The organism is Herbiconiux sp. J20-20 (assembly GCF_057365085.1).
The window spans coordinates 1,665,111-1,688,532 of record NZ_CP195122.1 but is presented as its reverse complement, the minus strand read 5'-3'; the positions used below and the strand labels follow the sequence as shown (position 1 = coordinate 1,688,532).

24 protein-coding genes and 2 tRNA genes are annotated in these 23,422 nt (G+C 67.7%); 11 read left to right on the top strand and 15 right to left on the bottom strand.

The window, feature by feature from the left end; all coding sequences use genetic code 11:
• Positions 1-17: 17 nt before the first annotated feature.
• Genes ACR3ZA_RS08195 through ACR3ZA_RS08185 form a run of 3 tightly spaced genes read right to left on the bottom strand, consistent with a single transcriptional unit; the run spans position 18 to position 1,634 of the window.
• A complete protein-coding gene (locus ACR3ZA_RS08195; protein WP_294178814.1) occupies positions 18-656 on the bottom strand; it encodes an aminodeoxychorismate/anthranilate synthase component II in 639 nt (212 codons plus the stop codon).
• Positions 653-850 carry a hypothetical protein gene (locus ACR3ZA_RS08190; protein ID WP_473661488.1) on the bottom strand — a complete coding sequence of 66 codons (198 nt, stop codon included), beginning with the start codon at positions 848-850 and terminating at the stop codon, positions 653-655. The genes ACR3ZA_RS08195 and ACR3ZA_RS08190 overlap by 4 nt, the downstream gene beginning before the upstream one ends.
• Before the next feature lie 19 nt (positions 851-869).
• A complete protein-coding gene (locus ACR3ZA_RS08185) occupies positions 870-1,634 on the bottom strand; it encodes a class E sortase (protein ID WP_294178812.1) in 765 nt (254 codons plus the stop codon).
• A gap of 84 nt (positions 1,635-1,718) precedes the next feature.
• Here ACR3ZA_RS08185 and ACR3ZA_RS08180 point away from each other — a divergent pair, with 84 nt between their 5' ends.
• Positions 1,719-1,961 (top strand): cell division protein CrgA, encoded by a 243-nt coding sequence (locus ACR3ZA_RS08180; protein WP_294178811.1) that lies wholly within the window; start codon positions 1,719-1,721, stop codon positions 1,959-1,961.
• Between the two features lie 64 nt (positions 1,962-2,025).
• Here the strand turns inward: ACR3ZA_RS08180 and ACR3ZA_RS08175 are convergent, their stop codons facing one another.
• Together ACR3ZA_RS08175 and ACR3ZA_RS08170 are read right to left on the bottom strand one after the other, a co-directional pair.
• A complete protein-coding gene (locus ACR3ZA_RS08175; RefSeq protein WP_473661487.1) occupies positions 2,026-2,931 on the bottom strand; it encodes a rhomboid family intramembrane serine protease in 906 nt (301 codons plus the stop codon).
• On the bottom strand, positions 2,931-3,470 hold the full coding sequence (locus ACR3ZA_RS08170) for a peptidylprolyl isomerase (protein WP_473661486.1): 540 nt from the start codon (positions 3,468-3,470) through the stop codon (positions 2,931-2,933). The genes ACR3ZA_RS08175 and ACR3ZA_RS08170 overlap by 1 nt, the downstream gene beginning before the upstream one ends.
• A gap of 136 nt (positions 3,471-3,606) precedes the next feature.
• On the opposite strand from ACR3ZA_RS08170, the gene ACR3ZA_RS08165 reads away from it, so the two are divergent.
• Both ACR3ZA_RS08165 and ACR3ZA_RS08160 read left to right on the top strand, forming a co-directional pair.
• Positions 3,607-4,179: a hypothetical protein gene (locus tag ACR3ZA_RS08165; protein ID WP_473661485.1), complete on the top strand. Its 573-nt coding sequence runs from the start codon at positions 3,607-3,609 to the stop codon at positions 4,177-4,179.
• 152 nt (positions 4,180-4,331) lie between these two features.
• Positions 4,332-6,872, top strand: a complete 2,541-nt coding sequence (locus ACR3ZA_RS08160; protein ID WP_473661484.1) for an AAA family ATPase — start codon at positions 4,332-4,334, stop codon at positions 6,870-6,872.
• A gap of 124 nt (positions 6,873-6,996) precedes the next feature.
• On the opposite strand, the gene ACR3ZA_RS08155 is transcribed toward ACR3ZA_RS08160, so the two are convergent.
• The 9 genes from ACR3ZA_RS08155 to dnaA all read right to left on the bottom strand — a co-directional run bounded on the left by ACR3ZA_RS08155 (position 6,997) and on the right by dnaA (position 17,125).
• Positions 6,997-7,069: transfer RNA gene (locus ACR3ZA_RS08155), tRNA-Ala, on the bottom strand.
• A 14-nt stretch (positions 7,070-7,083) separates the two neighbouring features.
• Positions 7,084-7,157, bottom strand: a tRNA-Ile gene (locus ACR3ZA_RS08150).
• A gap of 77 nt (positions 7,158-7,234) precedes the next feature.
• Entirely contained in the window at positions 7,235-7,639 is a 405-nt protein-coding gene (locus ACR3ZA_RS08145) for a DUF3566 domain-containing protein (RefSeq protein ID WP_473661483.1), read from the bottom strand.
• Complete coding sequence (gyrA, locus tag ACR3ZA_RS08140; protein ID WP_473661482.1) at positions 7,636-10,227, bottom strand: DNA gyrase subunit A; 2,592 nt, start codon at positions 10,225-10,227, stop codon at positions 7,636-7,638. Before gyrA ends, ACR3ZA_RS08145 begins: the two co-directional genes overlap by 4 nt.
• Complete coding sequence (gene gyrB, locus ACR3ZA_RS08135; RefSeq protein ID WP_473661481.1) at positions 10,217-12,190, bottom strand: DNA topoisomerase (ATP-hydrolyzing) subunit B; 1,974 nt, start codon at positions 12,188-12,190, stop codon at positions 10,217-10,219. Before gyrB ends, gyrA begins: the two co-directional genes overlap by 11 nt.
• A 143-nt stretch (positions 12,191-12,333) precedes the next feature.
• The gene (locus ACR3ZA_RS08130) at positions 12,334-12,894 is read right to left on the bottom strand and encodes a DciA family protein (protein ID WP_473661480.1); all 561 of its coding nucleotides are present in this window, start codon (positions 12,892-12,894) and stop codon (positions 12,334-12,336) included.
• Entirely contained in the window at positions 12,891-14,063 is a 1,173-nt protein-coding gene (gene recF, locus ACR3ZA_RS08125; protein WP_473661479.1) for a DNA replication/repair protein RecF, read from the bottom strand. Before recF ends, ACR3ZA_RS08130 begins: the two co-directional genes overlap by 4 nt.
• A gap of 39 nt (positions 14,064-14,102) precedes the next feature.
• Positions 14,103-15,248 (bottom strand): DNA polymerase III subunit beta, encoded by a 1,146-nt coding sequence (gene dnaN, locus ACR3ZA_RS08120; RefSeq protein ID WP_473661478.1) that lies wholly within the window; start codon positions 15,246-15,248, stop codon positions 14,103-14,105.
• A gap of 449 nt (positions 15,249-15,697) precedes the next feature.
• Positions 15,698-17,125: a chromosomal replication initiator protein DnaA gene (gene dnaA, locus ACR3ZA_RS08115; RefSeq protein WP_473661477.1), complete on the bottom strand. Its 1,428-nt coding sequence runs from the start codon at positions 17,123-17,125 to the stop codon at positions 15,698-15,700.
• Between the two features lie 293 nt (positions 17,126-17,418).
• Here dnaA and rpmH point away from each other — a divergent pair, with 293 nt between their 5' ends.
• From rpmH to ACR3ZA_RS08075, 8 genes are all read left to right on the top strand, one after another.
• On the top strand, positions 17,419-17,556 hold the full coding sequence (gene rpmH, locus ACR3ZA_RS08110; RefSeq protein WP_022881903.1) for a 50S ribosomal protein L34: 138 nt from the start codon (positions 17,419-17,421) through the stop codon (positions 17,554-17,556).
• A gap of 28 nt (positions 17,557-17,584) precedes the next feature.
• Positions 17,585-17,896, top strand: coding sequence for a ribonuclease P protein component (gene rnpA, locus ACR3ZA_RS08105; RefSeq protein WP_486179528.1), 312 nt, complete (start codon positions 17,585-17,587; stop codon positions 17,894-17,896).
• Positions 17,893-18,210 (top strand): membrane protein insertion efficiency factor YidD, encoded by a 318-nt coding sequence (gene yidD, locus ACR3ZA_RS08100; RefSeq protein WP_473552904.1) that lies wholly within the window; start codon positions 17,893-17,895, stop codon positions 18,208-18,210. The genes rnpA and yidD overlap by 4 nt, the downstream gene beginning before the upstream one ends.
• Before the next feature lie 9 nt (positions 18,211-18,219).
• Positions 18,220-19,200 carry a membrane protein insertase YidC gene (gene yidC / locus ACR3ZA_RS08095; protein WP_473661475.1) on the top strand — a complete coding sequence of 327 codons (981 nt, stop codon included), beginning with the start codon at positions 18,220-18,222 and terminating at the stop codon, positions 19,198-19,200.
• A complete protein-coding gene (locus ACR3ZA_RS08090; RefSeq protein WP_473661474.1) occupies positions 19,197-19,715 on the top strand; it encodes a R3H domain-containing nucleic acid-binding protein in 519 nt (172 codons plus the stop codon). The genes yidC and ACR3ZA_RS08090 overlap by 4 nt, the downstream gene beginning before the upstream one ends.
• Before the next feature lie 39 nt (positions 19,716-19,754).
• Positions 19,755-20,384, top strand: coding sequence for a 16S rRNA (guanine(527)-N(7))-methyltransferase RsmG (gene rsmG / locus ACR3ZA_RS08085; protein WP_473661473.1), 630 nt, complete (start codon positions 19,755-19,757; stop codon positions 20,382-20,384).
• 111 nt (positions 20,385-20,495) lie between these two features.
• Positions 20,496-21,482: an AAA family ATPase gene (locus tag ACR3ZA_RS08080; protein WP_473661472.1), complete on the top strand. Its 987-nt coding sequence runs from the start codon at positions 20,496-20,498 to the stop codon at positions 21,480-21,482.
• Positions 21,482-22,435, top strand: coding sequence for a ParB/RepB/Spo0J family partition protein (locus tag ACR3ZA_RS08075; RefSeq protein WP_473661471.1), 954 nt, complete (start codon positions 21,482-21,484; stop codon positions 22,433-22,435). Before ACR3ZA_RS08080 ends, ACR3ZA_RS08075 begins: the two co-directional genes overlap by 1 nt.
• A gap of 32 nt (positions 22,436-22,467) precedes the next feature.
• Here ACR3ZA_RS08075 and ACR3ZA_RS08070 read toward each other — a convergent pair whose 3' ends face one another.
• On the bottom strand, positions 22,468-23,418 hold the full coding sequence (locus ACR3ZA_RS08070; RefSeq protein ID WP_473661470.1) for a D-alanine--D-alanine ligase: 951 nt from the start codon (positions 23,416-23,418) through the stop codon (positions 22,468-22,470).
• Positions 23,419-23,422 lie beyond the last annotated feature (4 nt).

Genomic DNA, 23,422 nt, shown 5'->3' with positions numbered 1-23,422 from the left:
GAGAAGCTCCGGCGCGGTCAGCCGAGCTTGACCAGCGGGGTCAGGTCGCGCGCGCGCTCGGCGGCGACGGCAAGCCCCGCGGTCGCCAGCCAGTTGCCGAGCATCCGGTAGCCGCCCTCGGTCAGCACCGATTCGGGGTGGAACTGCACCCCGAGCACGGGAGCCTCGCGGTGCCGCAGCCCCATGATCACGCCGCCGGTCGTGCGCGCCGTCACCTCGAGCTCCGCCGGGACGGTGCCGTCGACGACGGCGAGCGAGTGGTAGCGCGTCGCGCGGAACTCGCTCGGAACGCCGGCGAAGAACTCGCTGTCGTCGTGCGTCACCTGCGACGTCTTGCCGTGCATCAGCTCGTCGGCGTGCGTGACCGTGGCGCCGAGCGCCTCGGCGATCGCCTGGTGGCCGAGGCAGACGCCGAGCAGCGGCAGCTTGCTGTCGATCGCGGCGTGCACGATCGGAATCGAGATGCCCGCGTGGGCCGGGGTCCCCGGTCCGGGCGACAGCAGCACCGCGTCGTACTCGGCGATCCGGGCCGGCACCTCCGCCTCGGCGATGTCGTCGTTGCGGATCACGTCCGTCTCGGCACCCAGCTGCTGCAGGTAGCCGACGAGCGTGTACACGAAGCTGTCGTAGTTGTCGACGACAAGAACTCGGGTCATCGACCTCCGCCAATCTGGTTCAAGGCCTGAGGAGCCCCATCTTCCACGGTCACATCCTGCGGCGCGACGAAGCCATCGATGATCGGGAAGACCCAGATCACCAGCGCCGTCATGACGGCGGTCAGCAGCACGAGCAGGATGAGCACGCGCACCCACCACGGGCCCGGCAGCACATACCAGAGCGTCGCGTACATCAGTTGTCTCCTCGGTCGGTCACGACGACGCCTGCACCGTCTCGGCGATCTCGGCCGGGGGCCCATCCGCACGCGGATAGAACTGGTCGAAGACGCCGTAGGCGATGATGCGCTCCGCCGTGGAGAAGAACGGGTTGCACGTGGTCATCGTGATGAGTCGTTCCTCGGGGCTGACGCCCTCCATCTGCGGAACCGGGTCGATGACACCGACGCCGCGCGGCGTCACGTACTCCAGGTTGCGGAACACGTAGCCGTACCAGCCGTCCTGGGTCTCGACGTAGACCGTGTCGCCGACCTGCAGCTTGTGGATGTTCTCGAGGTTGCCGCCGTAGGCCTTGCGGTGCGCGGCGATCGCGAAGTTGCCGACCTCGCCGGGCATCTGCGTACCGGGGTAGTGGCCGAGGTTGTTCTTGTTCAGCACGCTCCAGGTGCCGACGCCTTCGGCGATCGGTCGATAGTAGTCGTCCCCGAACCGCGGCACGATGAGCAGCGCGAAGCGCTCGGTCTCGGCGACCGGCTTCATGACCGGCGGATCGTCGGTGTCGCCGCGCACGGCCTCGCCGATGGTCTTGTCCCACTCCTGGGTGATCTCCAGCGACTCGGCCTCGAGCTGCTGGCCGACGATGATGTCGTTGAGCCAGAGCTGCCAGCCGACGAAGGCGAGCACCAGGAATCCGGCCGTGACGAGCAGTTCCCCGAGAACCCCGACGACCGTGACCCGAGGGCGGCGCCGACGCGGCTTCGCGCGGTGCCCCGCCTCTCGCAGCTCTCGACGCGACGTCATGCGGCGATTCTACTGGGGTACGTCACAGCTGACTGCCCTGCGTTCGAGATCGACGGCGCAGAGCGGTCCGCTAGAATCCCCAACATGGCCCGAGACACCACCCGCACCTCCGCCGACTCCCCTGAGCCGAAGGCGGGCAACGACGCGCCGAACCCGGTGTGGTTCAAGCCGGTCATGTTCGGATTCATGCTGCTCGGACTCGTGTGGATCATCGTGTTCTACCTGAGCCAGACGTCGTGGCCGGTGCCGCAGCTCGGAAACTGGAACATCCTGGTCGGCTTCGGCATCATGTTCATCGGCTTCCTGATGACCACCCGCTGGCGATAAATCGTCGAATTACACCCGTGTCATTCCTCCACACTGTGGAGAGGCCTGGGGATAACTCGCGACCCTAGGCGTACGCGCCGGGCGCGATCAGCACGCTGGTGAGGCAGATGACCACCAGCACGGCGCCGATCGTGACGAGCCCGAAGACGCGACGCCGCTTCTGCGCCGGCCGGCGCGTCCGCGAGAACAGCGTGCCCACCGCGAAGCCGACGGCAAGGCCGCCGAGGTGCGCCTCCCAGGCGATGTTCGGCACCAGGAACCCGATCACCACGTTGAGCCCGAGCACCACCAGCAGCTGGGTGATCTGCACGCCGAGCGCCTTCCGCAGCCCGAGCAGCGCACCCATGAGGCCGAAGATCGCCCCCGACGCCCCGAGCGACAGCGACGGCTGCAGGAATCCGTTCGTCAGCACGATCGTCGCGCCGCCGCTGACCACCGCAGCCTGATACAGCAGCACGCCCGCGACGTTGCCGCCGAGCGCCGAGAGCAGGTAGAGCGCGAGGAACCGGCCGCGACCAAGGAAGCTCTCCAGCACCGGCCCGAAGATCGCGAGCGCGTACATGTTGAACGCGATGTGCAGGAACGAGCTGGGCGAGTGCACGAAGGCGCTCGTCAGCAGGCGCCACGGCTCGCTCGCGATCGCGCTCGGGTTCATCAGCAGGGCGCTCGTGACCGCCCCGCCGGTGACCAGCTGCAGCACGTAGAGCAGAACGCAGGCGGCGCCGATCGAGATCGTGACCACGGGGGTCGTCCCGCCGGGGCGGAACATGCGAGCAAGGCGCGACCTCGAGGCGGTGGGGCGGGTCGCCGCGCGACCCTCCCGCACGCACTCCGGGCACTGGACGCCGACCGCAGCCTGCGTCTGGCATTCGGGGCAGATCGTGCGACCGCAGCGCTGGCAGAGCACCCAGCTCTGACGGTCAGGATGCCGGTAGCAGACCCCCGCCGAGGTCGTCGCCTCGCCGCTCACTACAGGGATTCGACGGTGACGCTCGAGATCACGACGTCGGCCAGCGGCTTGTCGCGCCCATCCGTCTCGACGGCCTCGATCGCGTCGACGACGCGCTTCGACTCCTCATCGGCGACCTCGCCGAAGATGGTGTGCTTGCCCTGCAGCCAGGTCGTCGGCACCGTGGTGATGAAGAACTGCGAGCCGTTCGTGCCGCGGCCTCCGCGGGTGCCGGCATTGGCCATCGCCAGGATGTAGGGCTGGGTGAAGTCGAGCTCGGGGTTGATCTCGTCGTCGAACTCGTATCCCGGTCCGCCGATGCCCATGCCGAGCGGGTCGCCGCCCTGCAGCATGAACTGCTTGATGATGCGGTGGAAGATGACGCCGTCGTAGAGCGGCGCGTTCGAGGTCGCGCCCGTCTGCGGGTGCGTCCACTCCTTGGTTCCGGTCGCCAGGCCGACGAAGTTGTCGACCGTCTTCGGGGCGTGGTTGCCGAACAGGTTCAGGCGGATGTCGCCGAGGCTCGTGTGCATGGTGGCGATGGCAGTGGGTTGAGGCATTCCACGATTCTCGCATGCGCGCCGTGAGGCTTGCTCTCAGCGGATGCCCAGCCGCGCACGGCTCCGGATCCCTTGACCGCGGGGGTCGACCTGGCAGGATGGAGGGGTACGCCGCAGACCGCAGACGGAGGACGCCATGGGACTGTCACGCAAACGCCAGCGGGAGCTGAAGAAGCTCAAGCGATCGGCCGACCAGTTGTGGGACGAGCAGCGCGAGACGCTCGAGCACGCGGCCGACGTTCTGCGCGACGCCCGCCGCCAGGCGGCGAACTACGCACGCGAAGAGGTCGCCCCGCGCGTGCGCGGCGGCTACGAGGACCGCGTCAAGCCGCTCTTCGCCACCGGCGTCGCCAAGAGCCGCGCCGTGTCGCGTGACGCACGCGGCAAGCTCGCCGACGACGTGATCCCCGCCGTCTCCGGCGCGATCGGCTCGGCCCTCGCGGTGCTCGAGGCAGCCAAGGATCCGCACGTGCGCGACGTCGTGAAGCGCGCCAGCTCGGCGACCGTCGAACTCAGCTCGCGCGCCCGCAAGGCGGTCGCGCCCGCGCCCGTGAAGTCGTCGCCCGGCCCCGGCACCTACGTGCTCATCGGCCTCGGTGTGCTCGCGGTGGCCAGCGTCGCCTACGCCGCCTGGCAGACGCTGCGCGCCGATGACGACCTCTGGGTCGAGGACATCGAGCCCGGCGAAGCCGACGTCGACGAGGTCTGACCCGTCCGCACTTCCCGAAGGCCCCCGAGGCCGGTCGCCCGACCGCCTCGGGGGCCTTCGTCGTGCGGGGCGACATCCGGCCCGCACGATGACCCGGTGATGCGCTAGCTTCTGGTACGAGCTGCTGGTCCGGAAGCCAGGGGGGTGCACGGATGACCGGTGACCATCGCGCGTCGTGGCCGCTGATCGGCCGCGACCGCATCCTGAGCCGGTTCGACGACGAGGTCGCCCAGAACCGGGGCGTCATCCACCTGCTCCACGGCCCCGCCGGGGTGGGAAAGTCGGCGCTCGCTCGTGCGCTGTCGCAGCGTCTCGCCGACTCGTCGCCGATCATTGTGCAAGGTCTGGCGGAGCAGTCGTCGGTCCCGCTGGGCGCCTTCGCCTCCCTCGTCGACGAACTCGCTCCCCCGACCCGGGAGCAGGCGCTCACCGAGTTGGTGCAAGCACTCGGATCCGGGCCCACCCCGCCCCTGATGGTGGTGGATGACGCGCCCCGCCTCGACGAGCTCTCGGCGGAGGCCGTCGCGCGCCTCATCACCGGTTTCGGCGCGACGGTCGTCGCCACGGCGCGCGCGCTCGAGGAGCTTCCCGCGCGGCTCGGCGGGCTCGACGACTCCGGCCTGGTCCGTCGTCACGAGCTCGTCGGTCTCGAACTCGAGGAGATCGCCGACCTGCTGCACCGCCGGTTCCGCCTCCCTGCCGCCGATGACGACGTCCGCCGGCTGGCGTGGGAGACCGACGGCAACGCGCTGCACCTGCGCATGCTGGTCGAGAGCGCGATCGACGCCGGGCGCGTGGTGCACCGCGGAACGCACGTCGAGATCCGCGCGGATGATTCGCCGACACGACTGGCGCAGCTCGTCGAGTCGCGGGTCGCCGAGGTCGACGCGGAGGCGCGACATGTCTTGTGCCTGGTGGCGATCTGTCAGCCTGTCGCCCCGAACGAGATCATCGAGACGTTCGCGGCGCGGCGCGTCATCACGGAACTCGTTCGGCGCGGACTGCTTGTTGAGGACGCCGGCCGTGTGAGCATCGCGCACCCGCTCATCGCCGAGACGATCGAGCGCGGGCCCGAGGTGACGGCCGTCCTCGGGGAGGCGCTGCGACTCCTGCGCCGCGACGCGGCGCCCGCCCGGCGCTTTCGCGCGGCCGAATGGGAGCTGCGCGCCGGGCGCCCCACCGATCCGACGGAACTGACCTGGGCCGCCACCTACGCGACCGCGACCGGCGATGCGCGGGGGGCGGCTCGGCTGGCCGCGGCGGCCGCACGACTCCCGGCCCGCCGTGCCGCCGCGTTCACCGCTCAGCTCACCGCCGCGACCGCCGCCTCGGCGGTCGGTGACCTCGACGTCGCCGATGCGCGTTTCGATGAGGCCGCCGCGGTGGCCGAGAAGCCGCGAGAGAAGATCGCGCTCGCGCGACGACGCGGTGAGCATCTCGCCTTTCGCCGCCACGATCCCGCCGCCGCGATCGCGCACGGGGAGCAGGTTCGGGGGGAGCTGACGGCGGGAGATACCGCTCCGCTCGATGCCGACCTGTGGCGCTGGCGCATCCTCGCCGACGGGTCCTCGGCCGTGGAGGTGCGCAGCGCGATCGCGACCACGATCGCGGCCGCCGCACGCGGCGAGTTCAGCACGGCCCGATCTGCCGCCGCCGTGCTCATGGTTCCCCGGGACGTCCTCGGAGCCGACGCGCCCACGGCGGCGATCGCCCTCGGTGTGGAGCGATTCTGCGCACTCCGGGCCGCCGGCGACGCTGCCGCCGCGGCCTCGTATCTCGAGTCGGTTCGTGCCGAGGCGCACGACGAGGTCGGGTTCTTCACGGCGATGCTCGCCTGGCAGCGCGCGCACGACGGCAGGTTCGCCGAGGCGCAGGCTCTCGCCGACCTCGCACTCGAGCAGTTGCACCGCTGGGACGGCGGCGAGCTGACCCCGTTCGCCCGCGCGCTGCGGGCCGCGATCGCCGCGCAGCGCCTCGACACCGCCGACGCCGAGCGGATGCTGGCGGAGCTCGACGCCGCCGGACCGGTGAGCGGAGTGGCTTTGCTCGCCCGAGCGGAGTGCGAAGCCTTTCTCGCCGCCGCCGACGGCGACACGAGCCGTGCCGCCGACCTCATCCTTCGCGCCATCGAAGATGCGATCGACTCCTCGTACGACTTCCTCGGCGCCCTCACTCTCGCCCATGCGCTGCGCTTCGGTGAGATCGAGCGCACCGCTCGTGTCGCCGAGACGCTGTGTCAGAACTCGATCGAGAGGATCGACCCGGCGCTCGCGGTGCTGGACGCGGCACGCGCGCTGAAGTCCGGCCGCATCGACCACGTGATCGCCGCATCCACTCGTCTGGAGAAGAACGGACTGACCGCGTGCGCGGTCAACGTGCTGGCGATGGCGGATCGCGGGGAGCTCTCCGACGCCGGCCGGCGACGCCTGGCCGCGAAGGCGCTCGCCCTGCGCGCCGACGTCGACGCACCGCCGCGTCACTCGGTGGATCGACCCCTGCTGACGCCGCGCGAACTCGACGTCGCCCGCGCCGCGGCCCGCCGACTTCGCTCTCGGGAGATCGCTGATGAGCTCGGGATCTCGGTGCGCACCGTCGACAACCAACTGCAGTCGGCCTACCGGAAGCTGGGGGTGCGCTCGCGCGACGCCCTCCGAGACGTGCTCGCCGAGACCGGCCTGCTCACCGCGCCCTGACCGCGCGAAGCGGCACACACCGCAGAAGCGGCGGCGCGAAGAGAAGCCCAGCGAAGCGCAGCGACCACGCTCGGTGCGCGGAGCGGCACACGCCGCAGAAGCGGCGGCGTGGAGAGAAGCACCGTGGAGCCTAGGGGAATCGAACCCCTGACCTCCTGCTTGCAAAGCAGGCGCTCTACCAATTGAGCTAAGGCCCCGAATGGGGATGGAGTGGGGCTACCAGGACTTGAACCTGGGACCTCTTCGTTATCAGCGAAGCGCTCTAACCGCCTGAGCTATAGCCCCTCTTCGGCATGTTCCGCAGAACAGCCTCGCTTACATTACCCCACGCCGTCAGCGTGAGCCAATTCGGATGCCTCGGCTCAGTTGTTCTGGAAGCCGACGAGCAGTCCGCCGGTGAGGCGCACGCTCAGGTTGTAGAGCAGAGCGCCGATCGCGCCGAGGATGGTGCCGATCACCGCGTTCAGCAGACCGACCAGAATCGAGAACATCGCCACCTGGCCGAGCCCGAACTGATCCGCGATCTGGAAGCTCTGGTCACCGAGGATGTCCTGGAACAGTCCGTCGACGGTGCCGAAGATCCCGGTCGAGAACAGCACCACCCAGATCAGGATGGAGGCCACGATCAGGACGACGGCAAGGCTGATCCACACCAGGAAGGACAGCTTCACGGCGGACCAGAAGTCGATGTAGACCAGGCGGAGTCGGACCTGCTTGCTCGGGGCCTGACGCTCGGTCTTGCGCTGAAGACGTGCTGCGACGCTCATTCCTCGATCTGATCCTTTCCGGTGTCCCCGACCTCAATGCCCGGAGTCTCGACGGCTTCGGCATCGGACTCGCCTTCGACGGCGATGGCGGCGAGGTTTCGCTCGCTGTTGCGGGCAACAGCGATGATGCGATCATCGTCGGCAAAGCGGGCGAACACGACCCCCATGGTGTCCCGACCCTTGGGCGGGACCTCGGCCACGGCAGAGCGTACCACCTTGCCACTGGCAAGAACCACGAGAACCTCGTCGGTCTCATCGACGATGAGCGCGCCCGCCAGGCGGCCCCGATCATCGTTCAGTTTGGCGACCTTGATGCCCAGTCCGCCACGCCCCTGCGCCCGGTACTGGTCGACCGCGGTGCGCTTGGCGAACCCGCCCTCCGTGACGACGAAAACGTAGCCGTCGTCGTTCGCCACCGAGGCCGACAGCAGCTCGTCACCGTCGCGGAACTTCATGCCGATGACACCGGAGGTGGAGCGCCCCATCGAACGGAGGCTCGCCTCGGTCGCCTGGAAGCGCAACGACATTCCCTGGCGCGAGACGAGCAGCAGCTCGTCATCGTCGTTGACGAGCATCGCCGAAACCAGCTCGTCGTTCTCGCGCAGGTTGATCGCGATGATGCCGCCGGTGCGGTTGGTGTCGTACTCGGTGAGCGCGGTCTTCTTGGTGAGTCCGCCGCGCGTCGCGAGCACCAGGTATTGGGCGACGCCGTAGTCCCGGATGTCGAGCACCTGGGCGATCTCTTCATCGGGCTGCAGCGCGAGAAGGTTCGCCACGTGCTGGCCCTTCGCGTCGCGGCCGGCCTCCTGCACCTCGTAGGCCTTGGCGCGGTAGACGCGACCGGTGTTGGTGAAGAACAGCAGCCAGTGGTGCGTGGTGGTGACGAAGAAGTGCTCGACCACATCATCGGCGCGCAGCTGCGCGCCCTTGACGCCGCGGCCGCCGCGGTGCTGCGAGCGGTAGTTGTCGCTGCGCGTGCGCTTGATGTAGCCGCCGCGCGTGATCGTGACCACCATCTCCTCTTCGGGGATGAGGTCTTCGACGCTCATGTCGCCGTCGAAGCCGAACATGATCTCGGTGCGACGGTCGTCGCCGTACTTGTCGACGATCTCGGTGAGCTCCTCCGTGACGATCGCGCGCTGGCGACCCACGTCGGCGAGGATCGCCTTGTACTCGGCGATCTCGCGCTCGAGATCGGCCAGGCGATCCTGGATCTTCTTGCGCTCGAGCGCCGCGAGGCGACGCAGCTGCAGTGCGAGGATCGCGTCGGCCTGCAGCTCGTCGATCGAGAGCAGTTTGATGAGTCCCTGCCGGGCCTCGTCGACATCGGGCGAGCGGCGGATGAGAGCGATGACCTCGTCGAGCGCGTCGAGCGCCTTGACGTAGCCGCGCTGGATGTGGGCATCCGCCTCGGCCTTGTCGAGCCGGAACTGGGTGCGCCGGACGATGACCTCGATCTGGTGCTCGATCCAGAGCGTGATGAAGCCGTCGATCGAGAGGGTGCGCGGCACGCCGTCGACGATCGCCAGCATGTTGGCGCCGAAGTTCTCCTGCAGCTGGGTGTGCTTGTAGAGGTTGTTCAGCACGACCTTCGCGACGGCGTCCTTCTTGAGGACGATCACCAGGCGCTGGCCGGTGCGACCCGAGGTCTCGTCGCGGATGTCGGCGATGCCCGAGAGCTTGCCCTCCTTGACGAGGTCGGCGATCTTGATCGCCAGGTTGTCGGGGTTCACCTGGTACGGCAGCTCGGTGACGACGAGGCAGGTGCGACCCTGCAGCTCCTCGACCGTGATGACCGCGCGCATCGTGATCGACCCGCGGCCGGTGCGGTAGGCATCCTGGATTCCCTTGACGCCGAGGATCTGCGCGCCGGTCGGGAAGTCGGGGCCCTTCACCCGGGCGATGATCGCCTCGAGCAGCTCCTCCTGCGAGGCGTCGGGGTGCTCGAGCGCCCAGAGCGCGGCCGAGGCGACCTCGCGCAGGTTGTGCGGCGGGATGTTGGTCGCCATGCCGACCGCGATGCCGACCGAGCCGTTGACCAGCAGGTTCGGGAAGCGGCTGGGGAGCACGACCGGCTCCTGGGTGCGACCGTCGTAGTTGTCCTGCAGGTCGACGGTGTTCTCGTCGATGTCGCGGACCATCTCCATGGCCAGCGGGGCCATCTTGGTCTCGGTGTATCGGTGGGCGGCTGCGCCGTCGTTGCCGGGCGAGCCGAAGTTGCCCTGGCCGAGCGCGAGCGGGTAGCGCAGCGACCACGGCTGCACGAGTCGCACGAGCGCGTCGTACACCGAGGAGTCACCGTGCGGGTGGAACTGTCCCATCACGTCGCCGATGATGCGGGTGCACTTGGAGAACGCGCGGTCGGGACGGTACCCGCCGTCGTACATCGCGTAGAGCACGCGACGGTGCACCGGCTTGAGGCCGTCGCGCACGTCGGGGAGCGCACGGCCGATGATCACGCTCATCGCGTAGTCGAGGTAGCTGCGCTGCATCTCCAGCTGGATGTCGACCTGGCGGATCTTGTCGTGATCGTTCACGTCGGGCGCCCCGCCCTCCGGGCCGCCGGGGGTGGTGATGTCAGATGTCAAGGAAACGCACGTCCTTCGCGTTCTTCTGGATGAACTGGCGGCGCGACTCGACGTCGTCACCCATCAGGGTGGAGAAGACGCTGTCGGCGATCGCCGCATCATCGAGGGTCACCTGCAGGAGGGTGCGGGTGACCGGGTTCATCGTGGTCTCCCACAGCTCCTGGTGGTTCATCTCGCCGAGACCCTTGTAGCGCTGGACCCCGTTCTCCTTCGGGATGCGCTTGCCGTTCGCGATGCCCTCCTTGATGAGGGCGTCGCGCTCGGCGTCGGAGAACACGTAGTCGTGCTCGGCGTTCGTCCACTTGATCCGGTACAGCGGCGGCTGCGCGAGATAGACGTAGCCCATCTCGATGAGCGGTCGCATGTAGCGGAAGAGCAGGGTGAGCAGCAGGGTGGTGATGTGCTGTCCGTCGACGTCGGCATCCGCCATCAGCACGATCTTGTGATACCTGGCCTTGGCGCCGTCGAACTCCTCGCCGATGCCGGTGCCGAACGCGGTGATCATCGCCTGGATCTCGGCGTTGCCGAGCGCGCGGTCGAGGCGCGCCTTCTCGACGTTCAAGATCTTGCCGCGCAGCGGCAGGATCGCCTGCGTCTCGGGGTTGCGCCCCTGCACCGCGGATCCGCCGGCCGAGTCGCCCTCGACCAGGAAGATCTCGCTCTCCCACGGGTTGCGACTCGAGCAGTCCTTGAGCTTTCCGGGCATGCCGCCGCCCTCGAGCAGGCCCTTGCGGCGGGTCTGCTCGCGCGCCTTGCGCGCGGCGATCCGCGCGGTCGCGGCCTGGATCGCCTTGCGGATCACGTCACGCGCCTGGTTGGGGTTGCGGTCGAACCAGTCGTTGAGCTGGTCGCCGACGACGCGCTGCACAAAGGACTTCGCCTCGGTGTTGCCGAGCTTCGTCTTGGTCTGGCCCTCGAACTGCGGCTCGCCGAGCTTGATCGAGATGACGGCGGTGAGACCTTCGCGCACGTCGTCGCCGGAGAGGTTCTCGTCCTTCTCCTTGAGGATGCCCTTCTCGCGCGCGTACTTGTTGACGAGCGTGGTGAGTGCGGCGCGGAATCCCTCTTCGTGGGTTCCGCCCTCGTGCGTGTTGATCGTGTTGGCGTAGGTGTGCACCGACTCGGAGTACGCGTTGGTCCACTGCATCGCGACCTCGAGCGCGATGCGGCGCTCGGTGTCCTCCGACTCGAAGCTGATGATCTCGGGGTGGATCACCTCGGTCTTCTTCGCGGAGTTCAGGTACTCGACGTAGTCGACGAGTCCCTGCTCGTAGAGGAACACGTCGTGGCGCGGCTCCTCGCCCTCCTCGATCGGGCGCTCGTCGGCGAGCGTGATGGTGAGGCCCTTGTTGAGGAAGGCCATCTGCTGGAAGCGGGTGCGCAGCGTGTCGTAGTCGAACTCGACGGTCTCGAAGATGTCGGAGTTCGGCCAGAACGTGATCGTGGTTCCGGTGCCGTCGGCATCGCCGGCGTTGGCGAGGGGCGCATCCGGAACACCGTCGTGGTAGCGCTGGGTCCAGAGCGAGCCCTGCCGCCGAACCGCGACCTCGAGCTTGTGCGAGAGCGCGTTGACAACGGAGCTTCCGACACCGTGCAGACCACCGGAGACGGCGTAGCCGCCGCCGCCGAACTTTCCGCCGGCGTGCAGGATGGTGAGCACGACCTCGACGGTCGACTTCTTCTCGACCGGGTGCTCGTCGACGGGAATGCCGCGGCCGTTGTCGACGACGCGCACGGCACCGTCGGCGAGGATCGTCACCTCAATGCGATCGCAGTGCCCGGCGAGTGCCTCATCGACCGAGTTGTCGACGATCTCGTAGACGAGGTGGTGAAGACCGCGCGGACCGGTCGACCCGATGTACATGCCGGGTCGCTTGCGGACCGCCTCGAGTCCTTCGAGGACCTGGATCTGATTCGCGCCGTAGCTGTCGTCGCCGGGCGCAGGGGTAGCGGGTGGTGTCATGAAAAGGGCTTGCTCCTGCCGGATCGACGCCGCCGCCATGAAGGTCGAACGGACCGTCCGATTCTACCCCAGCGGGGGTATCGGCGAGGGGCGAAACGGCGATCTGGGGCCTTTTCTGGCGCCCTGTGACCAGATTTGCCTTCCTAACCGTAGGTATCGCGTGGACCGCGCCCTGGGATTGCTCTGGGGCCGCGTTTCCAGGAGGGGGCGTCCGGCCCCAGAAAGCGGATGGACTCGATCTCTGCCGCCGGGTAGCGCTCGGCGATGCGCGTCGTGATCGTCGACCGCATCGTCCGAAGCTGTTGAGCCCACGCCGTCGAGTCGCAGCGAACCGTCAGCACGCCCTCCTCGACGCCGATCGGCTCGGAGTGCGCGGCGGTGTCCTCGCCGACGAGCTCGGACCAGTCGGCGACCAGCTCGGCGCGCGCGATCGGCGACTCCCAGCCGAGCGAGACGGTGAGGCGTCCGAGTACATCGCCGATGCCGTGCGGATCGCGGCCGGTGCCATACGGCACGCTTGCGCCGTCCTCCGCGGCGCGGCTGCGCCGGCGGGCGTCGCGGCTGCGCATCCCCGGGGCGCCGAACACGGCGCGCAGTCGACGATAGACACCGAGGTGCTCCGGGGCGGGTTCGCTCGGAGCAGTGGCGGGAGCCGTCGCGCCAGGTTCGGGCGACGCCTCGCCGGGGGGCAGGTCGCGGCTCATTCGTGCGCTCCGGTGTCGACGACCTCGCCGGCGTGAATTCGGATCGTCGTCCCCCGCAGCTCCGTGGGGACGTCGTTCTCGACCGCCGCGGTGATGAGCACCTGCTCGAACCCGCTGATCGCGGCCGACAGGCTGGCGCGGCGACGCTCATCCAGCTCGGCGAAGACATCGTCGAGAATCAGCACCGGATCGCCGAGGGGCGCGTCGGTGCGCAGCACCTCCGCCGAGGCGAGCTTCAATGACAGCGCGAACGACCATGATTCCCCGTGGCTCGCGTAGCCGCGCGCCGGCAGCCCGTTGAGGGTCAGCACGAGATCGTCTCGGTGTGGTCCGACGAGTGTGATTCCGCGATCGAGCTCGGCTCGACGCTGAGCAGCGAGGCTCGCGCGGAAGCTCTCGGCCGCGCTCATCGGGGTGAGACCGGCGGCGGCGCCGAGCACTTCGGCGCTCGCCTCGTCGTCGGGTTGGGATCCCAGGATGCTGAGTCGTGCCGAGAGATCAGCGCGGTGCTCGGCGCCCGCGATGCGCTCATAGGCATCGCGCACCGGATCCCGAAGCCGTTCGACCAGCTCGAGCCGACCGATCACGATCTCCACGCCGAGCTGCACGAGCCTCTCGTCCCACACATCGAGGGTGGTCAGTTTCTCGGCCGGCGTGCGAGAAGCGCGAGCCGACTTGAGGAGAGTGTTGCGCTGGCGCAGCACACGGTCGTAATCGGAGAGAACCCCCGCGAAGCGGGGCGATTTCTGAACGAGCAGCTCGTCAAGAAAACGGCGCCGGCCGGACGGCTCTCCGCGCACCAGCGCGAGATCTTCGGGAGCGAACACCACCGTGGCGACGTGGCGGGGAAGCTCGCGGGGCTTGATCGGACCTCGATTGACTTGGGCACGGTTGGCGCCGCTTCGGTTGAGCTGCACCTCGACGAGCACGTTGCGATCACCGTGCTCGAGCCGTGCTCGCACGATCGCCGAGTCGCGGCCGAAGCGGATGAGCGCCTGATCGCTCGAGACGCGATGCGACCCAAGCGTGCTGAGGTACGCGAGTGCTTCGACCAGGTTCGTTTTGCCCTGTCCGTTGATGCCGACGATCAGATTGGGGCCGGCATCGAAGCCGACCTCCGCGCTCTCGTAGTTGCGGAAGTCGGTGAGGCCGAGATGAGCAACCCTCACTGAATCGTCTCGCCTTCCGAATGCGGGGGCAAGCGAGGACTAGCGCAGCAGCAGGTTGGGCTGCAGCAGGTAGCGGTAGTTGTCGGCGCCCGGCGCATCCTTCGACGACTGACTCGTCAGCAGAACCGGACCGGGCTTGTTGGGGTTGTCGGTCTTCGTGAACGAGATCCGGACGAACTCCGAGTGCACGGCGCCGAGACCGTCAAGCAGGAACGACGGCTTGAGCGACACGACCGTGTCGTCGCCGACCAGGTGGGCATCGATCGTCTCGGATGCCTGCGCCTGCTCGGATCCGGTCGCCTCGAGCGTGACCCCGTCGATCGAGAAGCTGAAGCGCAGAGCCGCTTCGCGCTCGAGGACGAGCGAGACACGGCGCGTGGCTTCGACGAGCTCTGCGGTGTTGACCACCGCGTAGTTCTCGACCGTCTCGGGGAAGAGCCGCTTGACCGGCGGGAAGTTGCCCTTGATCAGCAGCGAGGTGACGGTGCGCTTGTCGGCCGTGAAGGCGATGAGCTCCCGATCGTCGTTGTGCACGATCGAGACGCCGATGGTGCCGGAGTGCCCGAAGGTCTTGCCGATCTCGGACAACGTGCGGGCCGGCACGAGTGCGGTCGCGCCCTCCGCGGAGTTGGTGCCCGAGTCCCAGTCGATCTCGCGCACCGCGACACGGTAGCGGTCGGTGGCGACGAAGGACAGCTTGTTGTCGCCGACCTCGAGCTGCACACCGGTGATGACCGGGGTGACATCGTCGCGCGAGGCGGCAACGGCGACCTGCGACACGGCGTCGGCGAAGTCCTCAGCCGGGAGCACTCCGGTGCGGTCATCGATCTGCGGCAGGCTCGGGTACTCCTCGACCGGCATGCTCAGCAGTGTGAACTTCGCGGAACCGCAGCTCACCGCGATGCGGCCGTCGTCGTAGGAGAAGTTGACCGGTGCGTTCGGCAGCCGGCTCGCGATATCGGCGAGGAGTCGGCCGGAGACGAGGGCGACACCCGGCTCGTCGACCTCGGCGGGGATCTCGGTGCGTGAGGAGACCTCGTAGTCGAAGGACGACAGCACGAGAACGCCATCGCCCGCCTCGAGAAGGACGCCGCTGAGGATCGGCTGCGTGGTGCGCTGCGGCAGAAGCTTGACGGCGAACGACACGGCTTCGCTCAGGACGTCGCGATTGACGTGGAACTTCACACCGAACTCCTTGTACGTCGACTCGAGCTGACCCCCGCGCTCGGATGACCGCGAGGACAGGTGTCGGCCCGGACCGCCCATCCTGTCATGTCCGATCTTGACACAGGAAGAGGCTTCGTCGATTCGCTCGACTTCGGCCCGACGCGACCTCTCAAAGTTGTGGACGAGATCGAATGGGTTAAAGACAAATCACAGTGTTAACCGCTGTGGAACATGTGGATAAGCCGGTTGCGGTCAACGAATGACAGGAAACTACAGCCGTGTGAGATGTTGACGAGCGGTGGACAACATGTCATTCGGCGGTGGGGTGCCCGCGCCGAGGATTTTGTCATTCCACATTCCGCCCCCGAGTTGTCCCCACGGGAGCGGTCATTCGTCCCGATGTTATCCACAGGTTGTACACACGCTGTGCAATCAGAGATTCGACGCGAATGCGGGCGCGTCCCGGCTCAGCTGCGTGAGTAGCGCTGGTTCTGCTTGATGCGGCTGGTCAGCTCGGTGACCTGGTTGTAGATCGAGCGGCGCTCCTTCATGAGCTCACTGATCTTCTTGTTGGCGTACATCACCGTGGTGTGGTCGCGGTTGCCGAACAGCTGGCCGATCTTCGGCAGCGACAGGCTCGTGAGCTCACGGCACAGATACATCGCGATCTGTCGCGCCGTCGCGACCGCCTGCGAGCGGCTCGAGCCGTAGAGGTCGTCGACCGTCAGCTTGAAGTACTCGGCGGTGTGATTGATGATGTCGACCGGCGCGATGACGTTGTCCTCATCGAGCGTGATGATGTCCTTGAGAACGGTCTGCACCAGCTGCAGGTCGACGCGCGTGCGGTTCAGGCTCGCGAAGGCCGTGACGCGGATGAGTGTTCCCTCGAGCTCGCGGATGTTGCTCGAGACCTTCGTCGCCATGAACTCGAGGATCTCGTCCGGCACCTGGAGCTTCTCGCTCTGCGCCTTCTTGCGGAGAATCGCGATGCGCGTCTCGAGATCGGGCGCCTGCACGTCGGTGATGAGGCCCCATTCGAAGCGCGACCGCATCCGGTCCTCGAATCCGGTGAGGTGCTTCGGCGCGACATCGCTCGTGATCACGACCTGCTTGTTGTGGTCGTGCAGCGTGTTGAAGGTGTGGAAGAACGCTTCCTGCGTCGAGTCCTTGCCCTGCAGGAACTGGATGTCGTCGATCAGCAGAATGTCGATCTCGCGATAGCGCGACTGGAACACGCTGGCTCGGTTGTTGGCGATCGAATTGATGAAGTCGTTGGTGAACTCCTCGCTCGACACATATCGAACGCGGATTCCCGGGTACAGACTCTCGGCGTAGTGGCCGATGGCGTGCAGGAGGTGAGTCTTGCCGAGACCCGAGTCGCCATAGATGAAGAGCGGGTTGTACGCCTTGGCCGGCGCTTCGGCGACCGCGACCGCCGCCGCGTGGGCGAAGCGGTTCGATCCGCCGATGACGAAGTTGTCGAAGTTGTACTTCGGGTTCAGGCGGGAATCCGAGCGACGGTTGATGTCGGTGATCGGGGCGAGCGGCGGAGTCGGTCCGGTGCTCTCGTCGAACTCCGTCTCGGTGATCGTGTCGACATCGCCGAGCATCTGGGTCGGTCGGATCTCCGGGTTGACGACGATGGCGAAGTTCGTGAGTTCGGGTTCGTCGTCCAACTGCGCCAGTGCGTTGAGCAGAGGCACTCGGATGCGCTGCTCGAGCATCCCGCGGGTCAGCTCGTTCGGGACCTCGAGATAGAGCGTTCCGGCCAGCACACCCTTCGGCTCGACCAGATTGAGGAAGCCCTGCAGCTGCGGGGTCACGCGGTCGTCGCCGTTCAGCTGGGTCAGTACGGAGTTCCACAGCTCGTGGGTCTCGTCCGGCGTCTCGCTCATGATTCCTCTCGGTTCTGTCTGTCAGTTATACACAGGGTTATCCACTTGGTGGGAGGCTTGTGGACAGAACGATCGGCGGGGTATCGATGCTCCGGGGGGCGTCAGTGAGCCTAATCGCACGCGGCGCGTCGTGCGCCGGTGGCCGCGAATCGCATGCGAGTATGTCCGCTTTGCCCACTCAGGTTTGATTAAGCCGGGTTCAGGCCCTATTTTTAATCAGTTGCCGACGGCGCAGCGTTCCGCAATCAGCCGTCCCTGTTCTTACCCGGACCCCGGGTGTTGGAGATATCACCATGTCGAAGCGAACCTTCCAGCCGAACAACCGGCGTCGTGCCAAGGTGCACGGCTTCCGTCTCCGCATGCGCACGCGTGCGGGTCGCGCGATCCTCGCGGCACGTCGTCGCAAGGGCCGCACCGAGCTCTCCGCCTAGTTCTCTCGTGCTCGCGCGGGCGAATCGGGTGGTCCACGCGGTGGACTTCCGTCACGTCGTCCGCCGCGGCCGCCGGTCCGCCACGCCTCACGCCGTCTACTACCGCGTGACGCGTGACTCCAGCGACCCGATGCGCTTCGGCTTCATCGTGTCCCGAGCTGTCGGTGATGCGGTGACCCGCAACCGGCTTCGACGTCGCTACCGTGCGCTCGCGCGCGAGCTCGTCGATGCGGGTGGTCGCGGCCAGGACGTCGTCGTCCGCGCGCTTCCGCCCGCCGCTGAACTGAGCTGGACGGAACTCGCGCACGAGGTCCGCGATGTTCTGGGGCCTCGCGCATGACTCCCGCCTCGATCGCGCGTGCCGTCTGGCTGGCGCCGCGCAATGCCGCAGTTCTGATCCTTCGCGGCTACCGCGCGGCAATCTCGCCGCTGTACGGTCAGGTCTGCCGCTATTACCCAAGTTGCTCGGCGTACGCGCTCGGTGCGATCCAGCAACATGGACTCATCAAGGGTGTTGCCCTGGGTTCGTGGCGGATCGCCCGCTGCCACCCGTGGGCCAAGGGCGGCATCGACGATGTCCCCGAGCCTCGTCACGGATTTCTGCACACCACCGAATTCGGCTTCGTCACCGAGACAAGCCACGGAAAGGGTTGAACCCGCACTATGCCTGACATCATCGGCACGATTCTCTGGCCCATCAAATGGGTCATCGAAGCGATCCTCGTTGCCTTCCACTGGGTGCTGAGCGCCGCCGGTCTGGACCCGGCCGCCGGGCTCACCTGGGTGCTCTCGATCGTGGGTCTGGTGCTCGTGGTGCGGGCAGCCCTGATCCCGCTGTTCGTGCGGCAGATCCACAGCCAGCGCAAGATGCTGGAGGTCGCACCGCAGCTCAAGAAGATCCAGGACAAGTACAAGGGCAAGCGCGATCAGTACTCGCGTGAGGCGATGCAGCGCGAGACCATGGCGCTCTACTCGAAGGCGGGCACCAACCCCTTCGCCTCCTGCCTTCCCCTGCTGGTGCAGATGCCCATCTTCTTCGGCCTGTTCTCGGTGCTCAACGAAGCGAACCAGAGCAAGGCTGGCGTCGGCCTGCTCAGCCAGGACCTTGCCGACCAGTTCGGCTCGGCGTCGCTCTTCGGAATCGCTCCGCTGCACGACAGCATCCAGAGCGCGCTGGCCGCCAATCCGGTCGAGACCGTCGTCATCGTCATCGCCGTGGTCATGGTCGTCCTGATGACGGCGTCGCAGTTCATCACGCAGCTGCAGATCATGTCGAAGAACCAGTCGCCGGAGATGAAGGAAAGCCCGATGTACCGGCAGCAGCGCATCCTGCTGTACCTGCTGCCGCTGGTCTTCGCGTTCTCCGGCTTCGCCTTCCCGATCGGCGTGATGTTCTACTGGCTGACCTCGAACATCTGGACCATGGTCCAGCAGTTCATCGTGATCCGGAACATGCCGATGCCGGGCAGTGAAGCGGCACTCGCTCGCGAAGCGCGTCTGGCGAAGAAGCGCCGCGCGAAGATGGGCGACGACGCCGAGGAGCTGGCCGAGGAGACCGTCGAAGAGACCAAGGCGCGACTTCAGCGCCAGCAGCCCGTGAGCAAGAAGCGCGCGAAGAAGCAGAGTGGGAGCAAGCGCTCGTGACCGATACCGAAACCACCCCGGTGAGCCCGGCCCCCGTCGCGGATGACGCCCCGAGCCAGGACCAGCTGGTCGAGGAGGGCGATGTCGCCGCGGACTACATCGAGGAGCTCCTCGACATCGCGGACCTCGACGGCGACATCGAGATCGACGCTCGCGCCGGTCGCGCGTACCTCTCCGTCACGGCGACGGACGAATCGAACCTGCGAATGCTGTCGAGCTCGGACGCGGTCAACGCGCTGCAAGAGCTGACGCGTCTGGCGGTGCAGAACCGCACGGGTCGCTTCTCCCGCCTGATCCTGGACGTTGGCGGCTCCCGTGATGCGCGCGCAGCGGAGCTCGCGCGCATCGTCGATCATGCCATCGAGCGGATCGAAGCCGGAGCCGCATCGGCGTCGCTGCCGCCGATGTCGAGCTACGAGCGCAAGCTCGTGCACGATCTCGTTGCCGGGCGTGGATTCGTCTCCGCCTCGGAAGGCGAGGGGCGTGATCGCCACACGGTGATCTCGCGCGGCTGATGTTTCACGTGAAACATTGCCTCGTGGTGAGCGCCCGGCATGGTTGACGTCGAAGTCGAGCCGTCCGTCGCCGCGGCGATGTTCGGCGACCAGATCGAGCAGGCGCGCGCCTTCACGGCCGACCTCGGGGCACGCGGCGAGGAGCTGGGGCTGATCGGTCCGCTCGAGCCGCCTCGGATCTGGACTCGCCACGTGCTGAACAGCGCTCTCGTGGCGCCGCTGATCGCCGAGGGCTCGCGCGTCGGCGACGTCGGCAGCGGCGGCGGACTTCCCGGACTCGTGCTGGCGATCGCACGACCGGACGCGCACTTCACCCTCATCGAGCCGATGGAGCGCCGGACGGACTGGCTGTCCGAGCAGGTCGAGCGGCTGTCGCTCGGCAATGTCGATGTGCTCCGCGCGCGCGCCGATGAGGCCGGCGTCGAGGGCATCCTGGACCAGGTCACCGCCCGCGCCGTGTCGGCCCTCAGCAAGCTCATCCCGATGACCGCGCCGCTGCTGCGGCCCGGAGGCGAGCTGATTCTGCTCAAGGGCGAGCGGGTCGCGGCCGAGACGGAAGCCGCTCAGAAGGTCATCCGAAAGTACCGACTGCGGAACGTTGAGACCCTGGTTCTCGGCGAGGGGATGATCCCCGAGGTCACGCGGGTCTTTCGGGCTACAGTTGACTGATCTCGGCGCTCGAGCCGGCGTGACCGCCACGATGTTTCACGTGAAACATCACGCGTCCCGGCCGAGAAGCTGGCGGAATGGCCACCGCGCCGATCCCGCGACCGACCACCAATGCTGCGAGAAGGATTCACTGCGGTGACTGCCCACAACAACTACGACGAGACTCCGTTGGCTCGAGAGGTGGCTGAGTTGACGCGCCGCCGGATCGCGTTGGCGGAGGCTGTTCTGCCGCGCCCGACGCACACCCGCGTGTTCACCGTTGCGAACCAGAAGGGTGGTGTCGGCAAGACCACCTCGACGGTCAACCTCGCGGCGGCGCTCGCGCAGAGCGGCGCCCGCGTGCTGGTCATCGACCTCGACCCGCAGGGGAATGCCTCGACAGCGCTCGGAGTGGAGCACCGCTCCGACACCGCGAGCGTCTACGACGTGATGATCGACGACGTTCCGATGCGCGACGTGGTGCAGTCCAGCCCGGAATTCGCCGGACTCGACTGCGTTCCCGCCACGATCCACCTCGCCGGGGCCGAGATCGAACTCGTCTCGCTGGTCGCCCGCGAGCAGCGACTGCGGACCGCGCTGCAGAACTTCCTGCGCGAGGCCGAGGAGCCGTACCACTACGTCTTCATCGACTGCCCGCCCTCGCTCGGACTGCTGACCCTCAACGCCTTCGTCGCCGCTCGCGAGGTGCTCATTCCCATCCAGTGCGAGTACTACGCGCTGGAGGGTCTCAGCCAGCTGCTCAACAACATCGAGCTGATCCAGAAGCACCTGAACCAGAAGCTGCGACTGAGCACGATCCTCCTCACGATGTACGACTCGCGGACGAATCTCGCGAATCAGGTGGTGGACGAGGTGCGCGAGCACTTCCCCGAGCAGACCCTCACCACGGTGATCCCGCGCTCGGTGCGCATCTCCGAGGCGCCCAGCTACGGGCAGAGCGTGATCAGCTACGACAGCAACTCTCCCGGCTCGCTCTCCTACCGTGAGGCGGCCGCGGAGATCGCCCGGCGGGGTGCCGGCGGCGCCACGCTGAACGGGGGAGTCGCGACGACGGGTCCGACTGAGGTTTCGACGGCTCATGCAGGGGAGACGAACTGATGGCAGCACCCAAGCGCACAGGTCTGGGGCGCGGAATCGGCGCCCTCATTCCGACGAGCTCCGACGCGAGCGACCGTCCGGTCGACGTCTTCTTCGCCGGGGATGTCGACGTTCCCGAGGAGGGGCTCGTCGCCGTCCCCGGTGCGCGCCTGGCAGAGCTCTCGCCGGATGACATCGTTCCCAACCCGCAGCAGCCGCGCACCGAGTTCCGCCAGGAGGAGCTCGACGAACTCGTGGTCTCGGTGCGCGAATTCGGCGTGCTGCAGCCCATCGTCGTCCGGCCCCGCCCGGGCGCCGGCATCGGGGAGGCGCAGTATGAGCTCATCATGGGCGAGCGCCGCCTGCGCGCGACGAAGATCGCCGGGCTCGATCGCATTCCGGCCATCGTCAAGAACACGGCCGATGATGCGATGCTGCGCGACGCCCTGCTCGAGAACCTGCATCGTGCCGAGCTGAACCCGTTGGAAGAGGCGTCGGCCTACCAGCAGCTTCTCTCCGACTTCGGCATCACGCAGGAGCAGCTCGCCGAGCGCATCGGCCGCTCGCGCCCCCAGATCACGAACACCCTCCGTCTGCTGCGTCTGCCCGAACCGGTGCAGCGTCGTGTGGCGGCCGGCGTGCTCAGCGCGGGTCACGCGCGCGCCATCCTCTCCACGGGATCGCCCGACGAGATGGAGCGCCTCGCCGACAAGATCGTCAACGAGGACCTGTCGGTGCGCGCCGCCGAGGCTGCCGCGGGGACATCGCCGACGGCGAAGGCGAAGAAGCCGAAGCCCACTGCGGGTCGTCGCCAGGGTCAGCTCGACGAGATCGCGGAGGCACTCGGGGATCGGCTCGACACGAGGGTTCGCATCGCGCTCGGTGCGAACAAGGGCACCGTGACGATCGAGTTCGCCACCGTCGCCGACCTCAACCGCATCCTCGGCGAGCTCGGCCAGCCCGGATTCCAGTAGCGCGTGCGCGGCGCGTCGCGCGTGGGGGCGCCTTACTCGGCGGCGGCGGCTTCGGCGAGACGCGCGTAGACCCAGCCCAGATCGTGGCCGGCCGCCTCGAGCGACTGGGGCAGCAGCGAGGTCTCGGTGAGCCCGGGAAGCACGTTCGCCTCCAGGAACCACGGCGTTCCGGCGCCGTCGATGATCAGGTCGACTCGCGAGATGTGCCGCAGTCCCAGGGCGCGATGCGCGGTGAGCGCCGCGGAGGCGGCGCGCTCCGCGATCTCGTCTGAGATCCGAGCCGGGGTGTAGAACCGGGTCTCCCCGGCGTTGTACCGCGCCTCGAAGCTGTAGACGCCCGAGAGCGGTTCGATCTCGACCGCGGGGAGGGCGACGGGACCGTCGCCGGTGTCGATGATGCTGACAGCGATCTCGGTGCCGGTGATGCGCTGCTCGACGAGCGCGACCTCGCCGTAGGTGTAGGCGTCGACCATGGCGCGCGGGAGGCCCGAGGCCTCGGCGACGAGGGTGACGCCCTGCGCCGAGCCGCCCTGCGCGGGCTTGACCACCAGCGGGCCGGTGAGCTCATCGGTGATGGTCGCGAACACGGCGTCGGCGCCGAGCTCCCGGAAGACGTCGCGCGGAAGCGTGATCGAGCGCGGGGTCGAGACGCCGGCGCGGGCGACGAGTGTCTTGGCGGTGGGCTTGTCCCAGGCGAGGCGCGCCGCCTCGGCGCGGGAGCCGACGAACGGAACGCCGATGAATTCGAGCAGACCGCGCAGGGCGCCGTCTTCGCCGGAGGCGCCGTGCAACGCCGGCCAGACGACGTCAGGGCGCTCGTCACGCAGCCACGGGAGCAGCGAGGCGTCCGGGTCGCGCAGCTCGACCTTCAGGCCGTGATGCTGCAGGCTGTCGGCCACCCGACGGCCGGAGCGGAGCGAGACGTCTCGCTCGTGCGAGATCCCGCCCGCGAGAACGACGATGCGGAGCTTCGATGCGGTCATGGTT

Excerpts from the sequence above, each read along its gene's own strand:
- ACR3ZA_RS08195 (WP_294178814.1), bottom strand. The coding sequence starts at position 656 with ATGACCCGAGTTCTTGTCGTCGACAACTACGACAGCTTCGTGTACACG.
- ACR3ZA_RS08190 (WP_473661488.1), bottom strand. The coding sequence starts at position 850 with ATGTACGCGACGCTCTGGTATGTGCTGCCGGGCCCGTGGTGGGTGCGC.
- ACR3ZA_RS08185 (WP_294178812.1), bottom strand. The coding sequence starts at position 1,634 with ATGACGTCGCGTCGAGAGCTGCGAGAGGCGGGGCACCGCGCGAAGCCG.
- ACR3ZA_RS08180 (WP_294178811.1), top strand. The coding sequence starts at position 1,719 with ATGGCCCGAGACACCACCCGCACCTCCGCCGACTCCCCTGAGCCGAAG.
- ACR3ZA_RS08170 (WP_473661486.1), bottom strand. The coding sequence starts at position 3,470 with ATGCCTCAACCCACTGCCATCGCCACCATGCACACGAGCCTCGGCGAC.
- ACR3ZA_RS08165 (WP_473661485.1), top strand. The coding sequence starts at position 3,607 with ATGGGACTGTCACGCAAACGCCAGCGGGAGCTGAAGAAGCTCAAGCGA.
- ACR3ZA_RS08160 (WP_473661484.1), top strand. The coding sequence starts at position 4,332 with ATGACCGGTGACCATCGCGCGTCGTGGCCGCTGATCGGCCGCGACCGC.
- ACR3ZA_RS08145 (WP_473661483.1), bottom strand. The coding sequence starts at position 7,639 with ATGAGCGTCGCAGCACGTCTTCAGCGCAAGACCGAGCGTCAGGCCCCG.
- gyrB (WP_473661481.1), bottom strand. The coding sequence starts at position 12,190 with ATGACACCACCCGCTACCCCTGCGCCCGGCGACGACAGCTACGGCGCG.
- ACR3ZA_RS08130 (WP_473661480.1), bottom strand. The coding sequence starts at position 12,894 with ATGAGCCGCGACCTGCCCCCCGGCGAGGCGTCGCCCGAACCTGGCGCG.
- dnaA (WP_473661477.1), bottom strand. The coding sequence starts at position 17,125 with ATGAGCGAGACGCCGGACGAGACCCACGAGCTGTGGAACTCCGTACTG.
- rpmH (WP_022881903.1), top strand. The coding sequence starts at position 17,419 with ATGTCGAAGCGAACCTTCCAGCCGAACAACCGGCGTCGTGCCAAGGTG.
- yidD (WP_473552904.1), top strand. The coding sequence starts at position 17,893 with ATGACTCCCGCCTCGATCGCGCGTGCCGTCTGGCTGGCGCCGCGCAAT.
- yidC (WP_473661475.1), top strand. The coding sequence starts at position 18,220 with ATGCCTGACATCATCGGCACGATTCTCTGGCCCATCAAATGGGTCATC.
- rsmG (WP_473661473.1), top strand. The coding sequence starts at position 19,755 with ATGGTTGACGTCGAAGTCGAGCCGTCCGTCGCCGCGGCGATGTTCGGC.
- ACR3ZA_RS08080 (WP_473661472.1), top strand. The coding sequence starts at position 20,496 with ATGCTGCGAGAAGGATTCACTGCGGTGACTGCCCACAACAACTACGAC.
- ACR3ZA_RS08075 (WP_473661471.1), top strand. The coding sequence starts at position 21,482 with ATGGCAGCACCCAAGCGCACAGGTCTGGGGCGCGGAATCGGCGCCCTC.
- ACR3ZA_RS08070 (WP_473661470.1), bottom strand. The coding sequence starts at position 23,418 with ATGACCGCATCGAAGCTCCGCATCGTCGTTCTCGCGGGCGGGATCTCG.